We start from the raw sequence: 13919 nt of genomic DNA, 5'->3' as shown, positions 1-13919 counted from the left end.
TCGCCATGCCCCGCGCCCCAGGGGCGGCCGGGCCGGTGGCGCGCGGCTGCGTGCCGCGGCGCTGTCCACGGTCGGCCCGGCGGGGCTGTCCCCGGACCGGCGTCCCGAGGTGCTCCCGGCGCATGCCGAGCTGCTGGCGGCGTACGCCGAGAGCGCGGTCGCCTGCGGCGGCCTGCTGCTCGACGCTACGGCGGGGGCGCGGTCCGGCCCCGCACCTCGTGGGTGATCCAGACACACGGTTCCCAGTACGCGCCCCGGTCGCGTTCCCGGTCGATGAGCACGGTGTCCAGGCCGCCAGGGAAGACATACGCCCCGTCATCGGGGAACGCCATCTTGGTCCAGGACTCCCATTCGGCCACCGTGCCGGTGATCCGTGACGACTGTGTGACGGATGCGGCGATGGTGCCGCCGAGCCGTACCTGGGTGCGGATCCAGGGGTCGAAGGGCGCACCGTCGGCGCGGGTCCAGGCCGCGTACCGCTCGATGGGGACCAGCGGATAGCGGTCCTTCCAGGTGGGGCGCACCGGCACGATCACATGGGAGAGACCGTCGGCGCGGGCCATCTGCGTCATGTGCCGCAGGAGGGCGCCGGACAGCCCCTTTCCCTGGTGGGCGTGCGGGATCTCGATGCCCAGGGCGCACAGGGCGTCCGGCGCGGCCCCGGCGTCGTGGTCGGCGAAGGCCGCCGCGATGGAGGCGTCGAGGCCGTTGCCCAGGCCTTCGGGGGTGCCGTCCCAGGTGCGCGGGAGGGTGCGTCCGGCGCCCAGGATGGTGTCGCTCTCCGCGTCGTAGAGCACGCATTGATGGTCCGGGAAATCGGAGAACAGCCGGGTCCAGAAGTCCGCGTTGATATCGCCGTGGAGGTTGTATTCGGGGACCACATCGGCGAATTCTTCGGGGATACGGTCCCAGAGTTCGGGGCGTTCGGAGTGGCGGACGATCTCCATGGTCATGCACCGCTCACTTTGCTCGTTGCGCCCTGCCGGCTCTTCACCGCTTCCCAGATGATGACGAGCGGAATTCCCTCCCAGGCGGCGCGGGCGGCGTCGGCGATGGATTCCTCGTAACCGCCGGGTGCCAGACGGCCGTTGAAGACCGGTTCATGGCAGCTCCGTACGCTCAGTCCGGCCTTGGTGAAGGCGGTCAAATAGCTGCTGGGGAGGTGTACGTGGTTGCGTACGAAGGCCAGTTCGCCGGCGCCCTTGACAAACAGACACTGGCCCTGGAGCGAGATGACGAAGGGGTGCATGTCGGAGAGGACGATCCGGCCGCCGGGGCGGACGACCCGGGCCAGTTCGGCGACGGCCGTGGTGAGGTCCGGCAGGTGCGTCATGGCCAGGGAGCAGACGGCGAGGTCGACGGAGTCGTCGTCCAGCGGCAGCTCTTCGAGACGGCCGCGGCGGTACTCGGCGTCCGGGGCGTTGTGGCGGGCCCGGGCGAGCATCTCCGGGGACTGGTCGACGCCGATGGTGCGGTAGCCGCGGGCCGTCAGGGCCGCCGTCTGCCGCCCGGTGCCGCAGGCCGCGTCCAGGGCGGTGCCCACCGGACCGCGGTCCAGCAGGTCATGGACCACCGGCTCCTCGACCTCGATGGAGGCGCTCGGCAGGGAGTCGTAGACGGTGGACCAGGCGGCATAGCCGGCCGCGGCGTCGAGTTCGCTGACCGCCGCACCGCCGTCCGGCAAAGGGGCGCCCCGTCCCGAGGCGAAGGCGAGTATTTCCGCCACCCGTTCCTCAAGGAACTTCTCGTCACCGTCCATCGCATGGCGCAGCAGAGCCAGCCCCTCAATGCCCAGTACGAGTTCGCGCACCCGGAATTCACTGTCCATCTCATGCCTCCGTTGTCCTGAATTCGACGGTGTCCTGAATTCGACCCAGGAGGGCCGGATCCCGGCATTTACCCTGTGGTGCGGTGGCGTCTAGCATGACGCGCGTGATCGAAGGTTATGTGGACCGGGAAAGTGTGATAGCCGGCCGGAATCTGACGCTTCATATCTCGACGGACGCCGATGAATTCCGCGTCCGTTTCTACCGCCTGGGCAGAGAGCTCGCCTTCATGGCGGAGTCCGGCCCGTTCCCCGGGGTGTACGCGCCCCCGCCGCCGCACCCCGACGGCGTCGCGGATCATGCGTCGCCCGCCGTCGCCTGGGACTGGCCGCGGTACGGCATTCCCGTACCGGACGACTGGCCGCCGGGCGTCTACCTCGCCCATTTCATCGAGGGCGACGACCGCCGCGCGCGGGCCGTACCGCTGCTGGACGATGCCGGAATCGAGGGCCACGAGCGGGAGTTCTTCCTCGTCCGGCCCCGGCACCCCGGCAAGAACGCCCGCATCCTGTACAAGAAGTCGACCTTCACCCGGCACGCCTACAACCGCTCGGACCGGGCGGATGCGCAGCGCGCCAGCAGCCTCTACGACAACCCCGTCCACCAGGAGGGCGGCCCCGGCATGCCCCGCGGGCACCGGCTCAGCCTGCACCGGCCCGGCGGCGTCATCGATCTCGCCTACTGGGACGCGCCGTTCATCGCCTGGCTGGAGCGCAGCGGCTATGACGTCGAGTACTGCACCGACCTCGATCTGCACGAGGACCCCGAACTCCTCACGCCCTACCGGTTGTTGCTCAGCGTCGGGCACGACGAATACTGGAGCGCGGACATGCGCGCGCGGGTGTCGGCGTTCGTGCGCGGGGGCGGGAATGTGGCGTTCTTCAGCGCGAACACCTGCTGGTGGCGGGTGCATCCGGTGGACGGGAACACCGCGTTCGTATCGGACACCGATCACCGTGTCGGGGAGGTCTACCCGCACCTTCCGGCGACGGATCTGTGGTGGCCGGCGCCGCCCGACGGGGTCGGCGAGCCGGAGAACGCGCTGACCGGGGTCAGCTTCCGTAACGGCGGCATGTGGCCGGGGGAGTGGCCGGGCGACCGGCCCCGGGCGGGATACCGGGTGCAGCACGCCGATCACTGGGTGTACGAGGGGACCGGGCTGCGCGACGGCTCGGACGGCGGCCCCCCGGACGCGCTGGGTGCCGGGACCGCGCTGATCGGGTACGAGTGCGACGGTGCCGCCTTCGTCCGCGACGAGGACGGTATCGCCCGCGCCAGTGGGGTGGACGGCACCCCCGAGTCCTTTCTCATTCTGGGCATCTACCTCCTGGATCCGGTCCATGACGACTTCCACCACCTGAAGTGGGGGCACTGGAACTGCCCCGAGAGGGAGCCGGAGATCACCGGCCCGCGCGCGGCGACCATGGGGCTCTACACCGCCGGCGGCACGGTGTTCACGGCCGGTACCACCGACTGGCCGGTGGTCTGCGGCCGCGAACTGGACGCCGGAGTCGTACGGGTGACCCGTAATGTGCTGGACCGGCTGGCCGGCCCGGCTACAGCAGATCGGTGAGCGCAGACAACGAGGTGATCCGCGCGGCCCCGTCCGGCACCGGCGGGGCCACCCCCTCGACGGCGCGGTCCGGACGCCACAGATGCGCGGCCCGCATCCCGGCCGCCAACGGGCCCACCACATCCGTTTTCCACATGTCCCCGACGAACAGCGCCTGTTCGGGGCGCAGTCCGCAGCTCTCCAGCACCGCCTGATAGATCCGCGGATGCGGTTTGCGCGCCCCGGCGCGGGCCGAGGTGACCGCCACATCCACCAGCCCGGCGAGGCCGACGCCCTCGATGGCCCGGTCCAGATCCCAGAACCAGTTGGAACAGACCGCCACCACCAGGCCCCGCGCCCGTAGTTGGGCGAGCACCTCGGGCACATCGTCGAAGAGCGCCAGCCGGAGATCCTTCATCGCCCGGTCGAGCTCGGCGGCGAGCACGTCCAGCTCGCTCTCCGGGACGCCACAGGCGCGCGCCCGCCGGCGCAGCCGGTCCAGCTCCCAGGCCCGGTAGGTCTCCTCGTCGACGGAGTGGGCCGCATGCTGCTCACCGTCCCGCGGCCCGACCGTCCACTGATCGCCCCACCGCACGGCGGCCTCGGTCAGGCCCCGGCGGACGAAGAGGGAGTGGTGGCTGGGCGGCAGCGGCGGCACCATCCGCACCAGCGTGCCGTAGAAGTCGAAGATCACTCCCTGGACGGCAGGCGGACCGGACGGGGGACCGGGCGGCGGCGGACCGGACGGCATCCGCCTCAGAACCGTCCGTACCGGCGCGGGAAGTAGTCCTCCAGCTCCCCGTCGCGTTCGATGTCGAAGGTCGCGCAGTGCAGACCACCGCCGAACGGGCCCACCGCGCGGAACGGCACCGGCACCACCTCGAAGCCGTACGACGAGAGCTGGTCGGCCAGCGCCACTTCCTTCTCCTCGATGCACAGGGTGTTCTGGTCGAGGTTGAGCATGTTCCCCGCCAGCCAGGGGCTGCAATAGGACAGCTTCGGCGGATGGTCCCAACTGGCGGGCTGTACCGCCTCGATGATCTCCCAGTCGTTGCGCTGGAAGAACTCCATCAGCTCGGCGTCCGCGAGCCGCTCACCGCAGTGCAGCACCAGGCCGGGGCGCAGCGGCACCCAGGTGGCGTCGATATGCAGCGGATGGGTGTTGGTCGAGGTCACCGCGTGCACCCGGTAGTCGGGGAAGTGGCGTTTGAGCCACTGGTAGCCGCTGCGGTTGGTGACGAACGACAGCTGTACGAAGAGGTCCTTGCCGAAGCGCGCCACATCGGCCGCGTCGAACAGCGGCTCGGCCTCGGTCAGTACGAGGTCGTAGTCGCGCACCCGGGCGAGCTGCTCCTCGGTTTCCAGGGTGTTGTAGGTGTCCCAGAAGCCGGGGTGGTACGAGGCGTCGGTCAGCCGTGGCTTGGGTGCGGCTTCCCAGCGCATGTTCTCGTCGGCGTCGAAGAGGTTTTGCAGGATGGGCCGGTAGCAGAGGTACTCGAACCACCGGCTGCGGTAGGACATGGTGGCTTCGAGGATCTCGTTTCCCACGGTCAGGAGCAGATCTCGGGGCGGCATACAGCCGGACATCGAGTCCTGGGTCCAGTCCGGCGTGGCGACCTGCCGGCTGAAGTCGACGGGGGTGGGGCGGTCGACGCGGATGCCGCGGCGGCGCAGCATCTCGGCGAAGTTGTCCAGCTGCTCGTTGGCCTCGGCGGTCATCTCGGCCGGCATCGGGCCGTACGTACCCAGCGGGAAACCGTCGTCCGGGAAGTCCCGCCGTACGGCCGGCTCGGGCGCCTGCACCACCGCGTTGTCGGCCCGTCCGACGACGACGTGCCGCAGCGGATCCCAGCCGTTCCACGAGTTGACCCTCACCGGCCGGGTGGCCGAATCCGCGGGCGTCGTGCCGTTCTCAGTCACGTGCAAACCCTTCGATAGGGGACGTGGGAGACACCCGAGCAAAACTGAGGCAGCGGGTGCGGCAGCGTCAAGGGCGGATCTGCTGCGCACCGCCGTGTTTGCGTCAATCCATCGCTTCCATTTTTGTCGGGTGCGGGAGTTCGGAACGCTGTCCGGCCTGCCGTACGGGTGTGGTGCGTTTCCCCGCCTGATCATTTTCGGGCGCCGGTTTATCTGGCCGGAAAAACCCCCTGGGGTGATTGGCCGTGTGCGCGGGGTAGATAGGCAGCCGGTTCCGACTACCCCGACGGAGGAGACCATGGCCGAGCGCATCTCCCGTTTCGCCGCGGGTGTGGGGACTTTGGTGTTGCTGGCATCGATGGCCGGCTGTGGCTCCGGTGACGACAAGCCGGTTCCGGCGGCCGAGCGCTCGGGAGATCTGACCGTCTGGCTCACCGTGGACGCCCAGGAGAGCTGGCCGGATCTGGTGTCCGAGGTCAACGCCCGCTTCCGTAAGGCATACCCCAAGATCAATGTGCGGGTGCAGTACCAGCAATGGACCAGCAAGAACCAGAAAATCGATGCCGCGCTGGCCGGTCAGCAGGTTCCCGATGTGGTCGAGATGGGAAACAGCGAGACCACGAATTATCTCGTCAACGGCGCCTTCGCGCCCGTGGATCCGGCAAAGTTCGACCATTCCGAGGAATGGCTCGGCGCGCTCAAGGACGCCTGCCGGATGGACGGCCGGACCTACTGCGTTCCCTATTATGCGGGCGCCCGGGTCGGTATCTACCGCACCGATCTGCTCAAGAAGGTGGGCGTTGCGCATGCCCCGCGCAGCTATCCGGAGTTACTCGCGGATCTCGACAAACTGAAGCGGAAGTTCGGCACCAAGGACAAGAATTTCTCCGCGTTCTACATGCCCGGCCGCTACTGGTACGCGGCGATGGCGTTCGTGAAGGACGCGGGCGGCGAGATGGCGGTGAAGAAGGACGGCCGCTGGCACGGCGCGCTGTCCTCCGCCCGCTCGGTCGCCGGACTCACGGCGTGGAAGGACCTCCTGGAGGCGTACTACGTGGGCGACCGGTCCAAGGACAACGGCGATGAGCCGGCGGTCGTCGGCCAGGGCCGGGTCGGCATGTTCTACGGCAACACCTGGGAGGCCAAGGCCGCCACGGACAGCAGATCCGGCGGTGATCCGGCGCTCCGCGGCCGGTTCGCCACCTTCGCCTTCCCCGGCCCCTCGGGCGAGCTGCTGCCGCCGTTCCTGGGTGGCTCCACCCTGGCGATCCCCGCCAAGTCCGAAAACCAGGACCTGGCCGGCGACTGGATCCGGATGTTCACCGACCGCACCGCACAGCGCCGGCTGATCGCCGCCGACACCCTGCCGAACAACACCGCGCAACTGCGCGAGGTGGCCGCCGGCGGCGTCAACGGCCCGGCCGCGCGGGCCGCCGAACGCGGCTGGGTCACCCCGCTCGCGCCCGGCTGGGGAGCGGTCGAGAAGTCCAACATCCTGCAGGAGATGTTGCAGGACGTCGCGACCGGGAAGCAGTCGGTGGCGGACGCCGCGAAGGCCGCGGACCACCGGATCGACGCCGTGATCAACGAGAACTGACGGCTGAGCCCAGCGCGGAGTGCGCAGGCATCGAGGAGTTCGCAGCCATGGAGACCGCAGATCCGCCGCGCCCACCGGAAACGCCGGAAACGCCGGAAACGCCGGGAACACCGGGATCACCGAGAGTGCGGAGAACGCCGGGAGCGCCGCGGCGCCCTCGCACACCCGGCAGCCGCCGCCAGGGTGCGCACGCCCCCGGGGCCCGGCGCGCACTGCGTTCGGCGCGGCGCCTCGCGCTTCCCTATGTGCTGATCGCGCCGACCGTACTCGCCCTCGCCGCCGTCCTCGGCTACCCGCTCGTCGATCTGCTGCTGCTGTCCTTCCAGGACATGACCCGCCGGCAGCTGTTCTCCGGGACCGCACCGCCCTGGGCGGGTCTCGACCACTACCGGACGATCCTCTCCGACGGCTTCTTCTGGACCGTCGTCGGCCGCACCGCGCTGTTCACGGTCGTCTGCGTCGGCGCGACGATGCTACTGGCGATGGTCGTCGCGCTGCTGATGCGGCGGGTGGCGCCCTGGGTGCGGATGACGATGGTCGGCGTGCTGGTCGCCGTATGGGCCATGCCGATCATGGTCGCCGCCTCGATCTTCCGCTGGCTGTCCGATGCGGACTACGGAGTCGTCAATTGGCTGCTCGGGCTCGTCCCGGGGCTGGATTTCAGCAAACACAACTGGTTCGACAATCCCTGGCAGGGATTCGCCGTCATCGCCGGTGTCGTCGTCTGGGGCGCCGTGCCCTTTGCCGCGATCACCCTTCAGGCCGCACTTGGCCAGGTCCCCGCGGAACTCGAAGAAGCGGCCATGGTAGACGGCGCCCGCGGGCTCCAGCTTTTCCGGCATGTCACCTTCCCGGTGATCAAACCGGCCGTCGTTCTGGTCACTTCGCTCTCCGCGATCTGGGATTTCGGGGTCTTCAACCAGATCTGGCTGATGCGCGGCGGCCAGCCGGAGAAGGACTACTACCTCCTCGGCGTCTACTCCTTCATCGAATCCTTCGCCGTCAACCGCTACAGCGTCGGCGCCGCCATCGCCGTCATCACCGTACTGATGCTGCTGGGCGGCGCCGTCGTCTACGTACGCCAGATCATCCGGCTGGGAGGCGCCGAATGAACCCTTCTTCTGCCCGGCGCTCCCGGCACGGCCGTTTTACGGCCAATGCGCTGGGACTGCTCTTCAGCGCGGTGATGGCATTCCCGATCTACTGGATGCTGCTCACCGCATTCCGGCCGGCCGAAGAGATCCACCACAGCCCGCCGCAATTCTGGCCGGGCCACCTCACCCTGGAACACTTCCGCCGGGCCGTCGACACCCCGACCTTCTGGGCCAATGTGCGCGCCAGCGTCCTCATCGGCATCGGCACCGTGGTGGTCTCCCTGCTGATCGGAACGCTCGCCGCATTCGCCCTCGCGCGCTTCTCCTTCGCCGGCCGCAAGGCCTTTGTCCTCGTCATCCTGGGCGTCCAGATGATCCCCCTGGCCGGGCTGATCATCCCGGTCTATTTGCTGCTCAGCGATGCCGGACTGACCGACAGCCTGCTCGGCGTGGTTCTCACCTATCTGGTGTTCATGCTGCCGTTCACGGTCTGGCTGCTGCGCGGCTTCATCGTCGGTATCCCCGTGGAGCTGGAAGAGGCCGCGATGGTCGACGGCTGCACCCGCCTCGGCGCCTTCCGCCGGGTCGTGCTCCCGCTGCTCGCCCCGGGGCTGGTGGCCACCTCGATCTACGCCCTGGTCCAGGCATGGAACGAGTACGTGCTCGCCTACGTACTGCTCTCCAGCAACGACAAACAGACGCTCAGCATCTGGCTGGTGTCGTTCCAGACCAGCTTCGGCACCGACTACGGCGGGCTGATGGCCGGCGCCACCCTCACCGCGCTCCCCGTGGCGGTCTTCTTCGCGATCGTTCAGCGCCGGGTCGCCACAGGGCTGGCGACCGGGGCCGTCAAGGGATGACCTCTGTACCCGACCTCGCAGGAGAACACGTGACGTTCGACCGTCTCGACCTGGTGTCCAAGCTGTACCAGCCGTCGGGCTGGCCACGGATCCTCGAAGCCGCCTCCGGAGCCCCCTCCAGCGGCCCGCTGGTCGTGGACCTCGACCCCACGACCTTCTGCGATCTGGCCTGCCCCGAATGCATCAGCGGGAAGCTGCTCAACCAAGGGCGCTTCACGCCCGAGCGGCTGGCCGAACTCGCCGAGGAACTGGTGGAGATGTCGGTGCGGGCGGTGGTGCTCATAGGCGGCGGGGAGCCGCTCGCGCACCGTGGAACCCGCGCGGTGCTGCGTGTCCTCGGCGAGGCCGGCATCGCCATCGGGGTCGTCACCAACGGCACCTTGATCAAGCAGAACCTGACCGAGCTGGCCGCGTACGCCTCATGGGTACGGGTGTCCATCGACGCCGGCACCAGCGAGACGTACCGGCTCTTCCGGCCCGACCGCAAGGGCCGCAGCGTCTTCGACAAGGTCATCGGCAATATGCGGCTGCTGGCCGAGGCCAAACAGGGCGCCCTCGGCTACTCCTTCCTCGTCATGACGCGGCAGGAGCCGGACGGCAGCGTCGTGAGCAACCACCACGAGGTGTTACGGGCGGCGGAACTCGCCCATGACATCGGGTGCGACTACTTCGAGACCAAGGCGATGTTCGACGACGGACACCATGTCGTCCAGGTGCCGGCGGAGGTCCTCGGCTCCGTCGAGGACCAGCTGCACCAGGCCGCGAAGTGGGAGGACGACACCTTCGAGATCGTCAACTCCTCGACCCTGACCTCCCTGCGGGCCCGGGTCGGCCCCGTACAGGAGAAGGACTACCACCGCTGCCGGGTCGCCGAGCTGCGCACCCTGGTGACCCCGTCCGGGGTGTACGTCTGCTCCTACCACCGGGGGAACGCCGGAGCCAGGATCGGTGACGCGGTGACCGACAGCCTGGCGGAGATCTGGCGCAGCTCCGACCGCGGCGTGGTGGACCCGAGCCGGGACTGCCGCTTCCACTGCGCGCGCCACCGCTCCAACCTCGAACTCGACAAGATCGGGGCGGGAACGGTGGCGGCACCGGAGCCCGGCAGCGACTACGACCCGTTCATCTAGGGCCGGCCCCTAGGGCATTGGCCGTCCGGCGATCTCCGGGGCGAGGCCTGTGGCCGCCCGGGTGGGGATCACTCGGGCCCGCGGATGCGTACCGTGCAGCGCCTGCCGCAGGCGTGCCACGATCTGCTCCTGTTCCGCCGCCGGGCAGACGCCGACCAGCGCGCCGCCTCCGCCGGCCCCGCTCAGCTTCAGCGGCAGGCCGGCGGAGCGCAGGGCCAGCGCCCGCAGCTCCTCCAGCAGGGGCGTCGACATCCTCTGCAGGTCGCGCATCGCGTCGTGCGCCGCGCTCATCGCCGTACCGAGCGCGGTGAGATCGTGGCGGTGCACGGCGTCCCACACCGCTGCCGACGCCGCATCGGACCGCTCCATGTACGCCGCGAGCCGGGCGTCGCCGGTCGCGAGTTGATCGCGTACGACACGGATATGGTCGCTGGTGTCCTTCTTGGTGGCCGAGTCGACGACCACTACGGCCCAGTCACGAGGGAACTCCGCGCGGCCTCGGATCTCCGGAAGGCCGGTCGTCCGCCCGTCGAGCAGCAGCGCACCGCCCGCGATGACGGCGAGATGATCCATCCCGCCACCGTTGAAGACCGCGAACTCGAACTCGTACGCCCACTGCGCCAGCGTCCGCGCGCAGACGCCGCCGGCCGGCGCGCAGGCGTCGGTGAACGCCCGGAACAGCGCCACGATCAGCGCGGTGGACGACGACAGTCCGCTCGCCGCCGGTGCCTGGCTGCGTACCGTCACCGCGGGGGGCCGCGGGCCCAGCCCGGACAGCCGTTGGCGCAGGAACGCCCATACCTCGTCCGCCCAGCTCCCGGCCCCGCCGTCGCCCTCCGCCGCGCCCGGGGGACGGGCGGCGGGCGGCCGTAACGCGACCGAGGTCGTCAGATCCAGCGCCAGGCTGACGGACCGGCCGCCCAGCCAGTCCAGATCCTCCCCGGACAGACACGCCCGGCACGGCACCACCGCCGCTCCCGCTGTCACTGCTCGCTCCGCTTTCGCCGGTCTCACCGCTTGCCCCGCTCTCTTCGCGTTCATCGGGCCTGGAACCTTCCGGTCGAGCTGAACTCCCGGAACATCTCCAGGACCACAGCGGTGGGCGGATGCAGCGGGCCGGGCGGATCCGTGAGCGCACAAAACCGCATTTGGGTCACCTCGTCCCGGCCCGGGGACGGCTCGCCCGACCAGCGGCGGGCCACGAAGCACAGCGCGAAACAGTGGGTGACATCCCCGTTCGGGTAGGTGAGCGTGTGGACGTCCGGGTCGGAGAGCGAGCCGAAGGCCTCCAGATCCGCGCGCTCGACCCGTAGTCCGGTCTCCTCCGCCAGCTCGCGTACGGCCGTGCCGGCGAAGTCGCTGCCTTCCTCGCACGCCCCCGCCGGCAGCTCCCATACGCCGTTGTCGACGCGCTGCTGGAACAGACCGTGGCCGGCGTCGTTCAGCAGCAGTACCTGGGCGCCCGGTACGAGCAGCCGCCGGGTGCCCACCTTCTGCCGCAGGGACCAGAGGTACGAGCCGACATAACTCATCTGTGTGTCACCTTTCGTGGTGCCCTGTCCGGATTCCGGGAGCAGGCTGTCATGCGGCCGGTTCGGCGGCCAGCCAGCCGGGCACCGCGTGCGGGGTGGCGGTCAGCCAGCGCACGTAGCGCTCCACACCCGCGCGTACATCGATCCGCGGCTTCCAGCGCAGCAGCTCACGGGAGTGGTCCGTCGCGGCGTAACCGCCCAGGGGATCACCCTCGGGCATCGGGGTGGTGATGAACCGGGAGCGGGGAAAGTGTGGTGCGATCAGCTCGCCCACCTCGCGCACCGAAGTGGGCACCCCGGTCCCCACGTTGACGGTCTGTCCGGCCATCCGCTCCTCGATCAGCGCCAGTGCGGTGGCCGCGGCCACATCCTCGACATGCACCAGGTCCCGCACCTGTACGCCGCCCCCGTTGAGCCGCATCGGCCGGCCGAGCCGGGCCTGCATCGACAGCCACGCCACCATCCACGAATGGCTGCCGGGCTTGGGGATCTGCGGATCGCCGTAGACGGAGAAGTAGCGCAGCACCGCGTACTCCGGACCGTCCGGACCGCCGAGCAGCAGCCGGGTCTGATGCTCGGCCCAGAGCTTGGAGTTGGCATACACGGACACCGGGAGCAGCCGCTGGTCCTCGTGGAACACCTGCGGCCCCCGGATCGCGGGATCACCGTCGCCGTACACCGCGGCCGACGACACCAGCACCAGCCGCCGGGCCTTGGAGGCGGCGGTCTCCTCCAGCACCACCTGGGTGCCCTGGACGTTCGCCCGGAAGGCGATGTCGGGCCGTCTGGTGCACGCGGCGACATCGGCGTACGCGGCGGCATGCACCACAAAGTCGGCGTCGGCGATCACCCGGCGCACCGCCTCGCGGTCGCAGATATCCCCGACGACCACCCGCACCCCGAGATTCTCCACACCGAACAATGCGGTGTGCGCCGATTCCGGATATGCGTCCAGGCGGTCCAGCACCGTTACCTCGGCGTCGGCCTGACGTAATAATGCGACCAGCCGGCTGCCCACCAGACCGGCGCCACCGGTGACCACCACACGCGCATCCCGCAGTTTTTCCAGCCGGGCCGCAACCGTTTCCTCCGGGGCGTTGCGTGGCGCACTTACCGCGCCATTTCCGTTCACCGTCTGAGACATGGAATCCTCTCACCGCACATGAGATCGCCGGATCGTTGCCAGCGGTCAGCATGTCGGGCGCCGAATGCCGCTACCAGAGCGCCATTTCGGCAGTCTTGCGGCGCCGAGTGCGACGGCCGTACTGTCCGGAATCACCTGTGCCGGATTGCCCGGGGCTGCGGAATGTTGCGGAGGAATTAATGACGCGTTATCGGTTGAGCGGCGCCGTGATGACCCACCCCAAACGCCGTGCGGCGGCCGAGAGCCTGGCGCAGGCCGCGCCGCCGGGGGCGTTACGGGTCGTCATGGACCCGGATCCGGCGGGCCGGCCGTCCGTGCTGCGTACGGCGTTGTGCGCATGGTCGGCCATCGAGGACGGCGCCACCCATCAGCTCGTCGTCCAGGACGACATGATCCTTTCCGATACGTTCTTCGAGCGCGCCCGGGCGGCGATCGAAGAGATGCCGGACGCGGCGCTCGCGCTTTTCGCCCTGTGGGACTCAAGAAACGGCGCCGCGGTACGTTTTGGGGCCATGGCGGGGGCGCGGTGGGTGGGCGCCGTCAACGAGTACTTTCCGTGTGTGGCCATCATTCTGCCGAGGCGCGTCGCCGATGGATTCGTGGCTTTTGGCCGACGCCATCTTGACAGTTGGCCCGACGACATACTGATGTACAGGTACTTACGCGCCAATGGAATCCCTTCGTACGTATCCGTGCCCAGCCTCGCCGAACACGAGGACCACGGCAGCATCTCCGGCAACGCCTTCCGTGGACCACGCCGTTCGGTGTGCTTTCTCCCGTCGGACATGCCCGGTCGTGAAGAAACCCGGCTGACCGGCCTGAAAGTCCTGCCGTTCTTCAAACACGGCGTGGCGCAATGCGCGGTACGCCTCGACGGACCCGATCCCGGGCGCTGGCTCCACCTCGACTGCGCGCAGTACCTCGAAGGCTGCGGCGTGCGTATCGAAAGGCTGCAATCAGCCATCGCGGGAATGGCCGAAGCCGCCACCCCCGCCGCCGCGAAGGGGACTTGGCTGACCGCCTTCACGATGGGATTCGTACAGCGGCGGGAGGGGCTCGGCCGCGCCGGGGAGCCCGACCCCGAGGTGCTCGCCGAGGCGCTGGCCACCGTGGGTCCCGGCGGCATCAGCTACGCACAGCCCGAGGAGCGGATCGCGGAGCTGCGCGACGAGCTGGCGCGGATCGCCCGGGCCGGCGTCGAGGCGGGCGGCGAGGCCGCCGGGCGGCCACGGACGAGGCGGGCCGCCGCCGGACCGTGCCGGGT

At 69.4% G+C, this 13919-nt stretch carries 12 protein-coding genes and 2 pseudogenes; 7 read left to right on the top strand and 7 right to left on the bottom strand.

Features of this window, described 5'->3' with window-relative positions; all coding sequences use genetic code 11:
* Positions 1 to 226, top strand: a pseudogene (locus DY245_RS37270) (hypothetical protein); the annotation flags it as partial.
* Here the strand turns inward: DY245_RS37270 and DY245_RS37265 are convergent.
* Positions 186 to 953 carry an N-acetyltransferase gene (locus DY245_RS37265; protein WP_128511523.1) on the bottom strand — a complete coding sequence of 256 codons (768 nt, stop codon included), beginning with the start codon at positions 951 to 953 and terminating at the stop codon, positions 186 to 188. The pseudogene DY245_RS37270 and the gene DY245_RS37265 sit on opposite strands and share 41 nt — an antisense overlap.
* Complete coding sequence (locus DY245_RS37260; RefSeq protein ID WP_128511522.1) at positions 950 to 1828, bottom strand: class I SAM-dependent methyltransferase; 879 nt, start codon at positions 1826 to 1828, stop codon at positions 950 to 952. The genes DY245_RS37265 and DY245_RS37260 overlap by 4 nt, the downstream gene beginning before the upstream one ends.
* Before the next feature lie 104 nt (positions 1829 to 1932).
* Here DY245_RS37260 and DY245_RS37255 point away from each other — a divergent pair, with 104 nt between their 5' ends.
* Entirely contained in the window at positions 1933 to 3399 is a 1467-nt protein-coding gene (locus tag DY245_RS37255; RefSeq protein ID WP_425329491.1) for a N,N-dimethylformamidase beta subunit family domain-containing protein, read from the top strand.
* Here the strand turns inward: DY245_RS37255 and DY245_RS37250 are convergent.
* Together DY245_RS37250 and DY245_RS37245 are read right to left on the bottom strand one after the other, a co-directional pair.
* Positions 3383 to 4072 carry an HAD family hydrolase gene (locus tag DY245_RS37250; protein WP_244943508.1) on the bottom strand — a complete coding sequence of 230 codons (690 nt, stop codon included), beginning with the start codon at positions 4070 to 4072 and terminating at the stop codon, positions 3383 to 3385. The two genes, DY245_RS37255 and DY245_RS37250, sit on opposite strands and share 17 nt — an antisense overlap.
* 62 nt (positions 4073 to 4134) lie before the next feature.
* Positions 4135 to 5298 carry a serine/threonine protein kinase gene (locus tag DY245_RS37245; RefSeq protein WP_128511520.1) on the bottom strand — a complete coding sequence of 388 codons (1164 nt, stop codon included), beginning with the start codon at positions 5296 to 5298 and terminating at the stop codon, positions 4135 to 4137.
* 298 nt (positions 5299 to 5596) lie between these two features.
* Between DY245_RS37245 and DY245_RS37240 the strand changes: the two genes are divergently transcribed.
* Genes DY245_RS37240 through DY245_RS37225 form a run of 4 tightly spaced genes read left to right on the top strand, consistent with a single transcriptional unit; the run spans position 5597 to position 9979 of the window.
* Positions 5597 to 6895, top strand: coding sequence for an extracellular solute-binding protein (locus DY245_RS37240; protein WP_128511519.1), 1299 nt, complete (start codon positions 5597 to 5599; stop codon positions 6893 to 6895).
* A gap of 47 nt (positions 6896 to 6942) precedes the next feature.
* A complete protein-coding gene (locus DY245_RS37235) occupies positions 6943 to 8007 on the top strand; it encodes a carbohydrate ABC transporter permease (RefSeq protein ID WP_220377990.1) in 1065 nt (354 codons plus the stop codon).
* Positions 8004 to 8849, top strand: coding sequence for a carbohydrate ABC transporter permease (locus DY245_RS37230; RefSeq protein ID WP_128511517.1), 846 nt, complete (start codon positions 8004 to 8006; stop codon positions 8847 to 8849). The genes DY245_RS37235 and DY245_RS37230 overlap by 4 nt, the downstream gene beginning before the upstream one ends.
* A gap of 29 nt (positions 8850 to 8878) precedes the next feature.
* Positions 8879 to 9979 carry a radical SAM protein gene (locus DY245_RS37225; protein ID WP_128511516.1) on the top strand — a complete coding sequence of 367 codons (1101 nt, stop codon included), beginning with the start codon at positions 8879 to 8881 and terminating at the stop codon, positions 9977 to 9979.
* Positions 9980 to 9988: 9 nt separating this feature from the next.
* Here the strand turns inward: DY245_RS37225 and DY245_RS37220 are convergent, their stop codons facing one another.
* From DY245_RS37220 to DY245_RS37210, 3 genes are read right to left on the bottom strand one after another with little or no spacing between them, the layout of a single operon-like run.
* The gene (locus DY245_RS37220) at positions 9989 to 10966 is read right to left on the bottom strand and encodes a GHMP family kinase ATP-binding protein (protein WP_244943506.1); all 978 of its coding nucleotides are present in this window, start codon (positions 10964 to 10966) and stop codon (positions 9989 to 9991) included.
* 50 nt (positions 10967 to 11016) lie between these two features.
* The gene (locus DY245_RS37215; RefSeq protein WP_128511514.1) at positions 11017 to 11511 is read right to left on the bottom strand and encodes an NUDIX domain-containing protein; all 495 of its coding nucleotides are present in this window, start codon (positions 11509 to 11511) and stop codon (positions 11017 to 11019) included.
* A 49-nt stretch (positions 11512 to 11560) separates the two neighbouring features.
* Entirely contained in the window at positions 11561 to 12655 is a 1095-nt protein-coding gene (locus DY245_RS37210) for an NAD-dependent epimerase/dehydratase family protein (RefSeq protein WP_128511513.1), read from the bottom strand.
* 194 nt (positions 12656 to 12849) lie between these two features.
* Between DY245_RS37210 and DY245_RS37205 the strand changes: the two are divergent.
* Positions 12850 to 13919, top strand: a pseudogene (locus DY245_RS37205) (hypothetical protein); the annotation flags it as partial.

It is taken from the genome of Streptomyces inhibens (genome assembly GCF_003389455.1).
In the GTDB taxonomy this organism is placed as follows: domain Bacteria; phylum Actinomycetota; class Actinomycetes; order Streptomycetales; family Streptomycetaceae; genus Streptomyces; species Streptomyces inhibens.
Note: the sequence above shows the minus strand (reverse complement) of the source record. Positions and strands in the feature narration are given on the sequence as shown.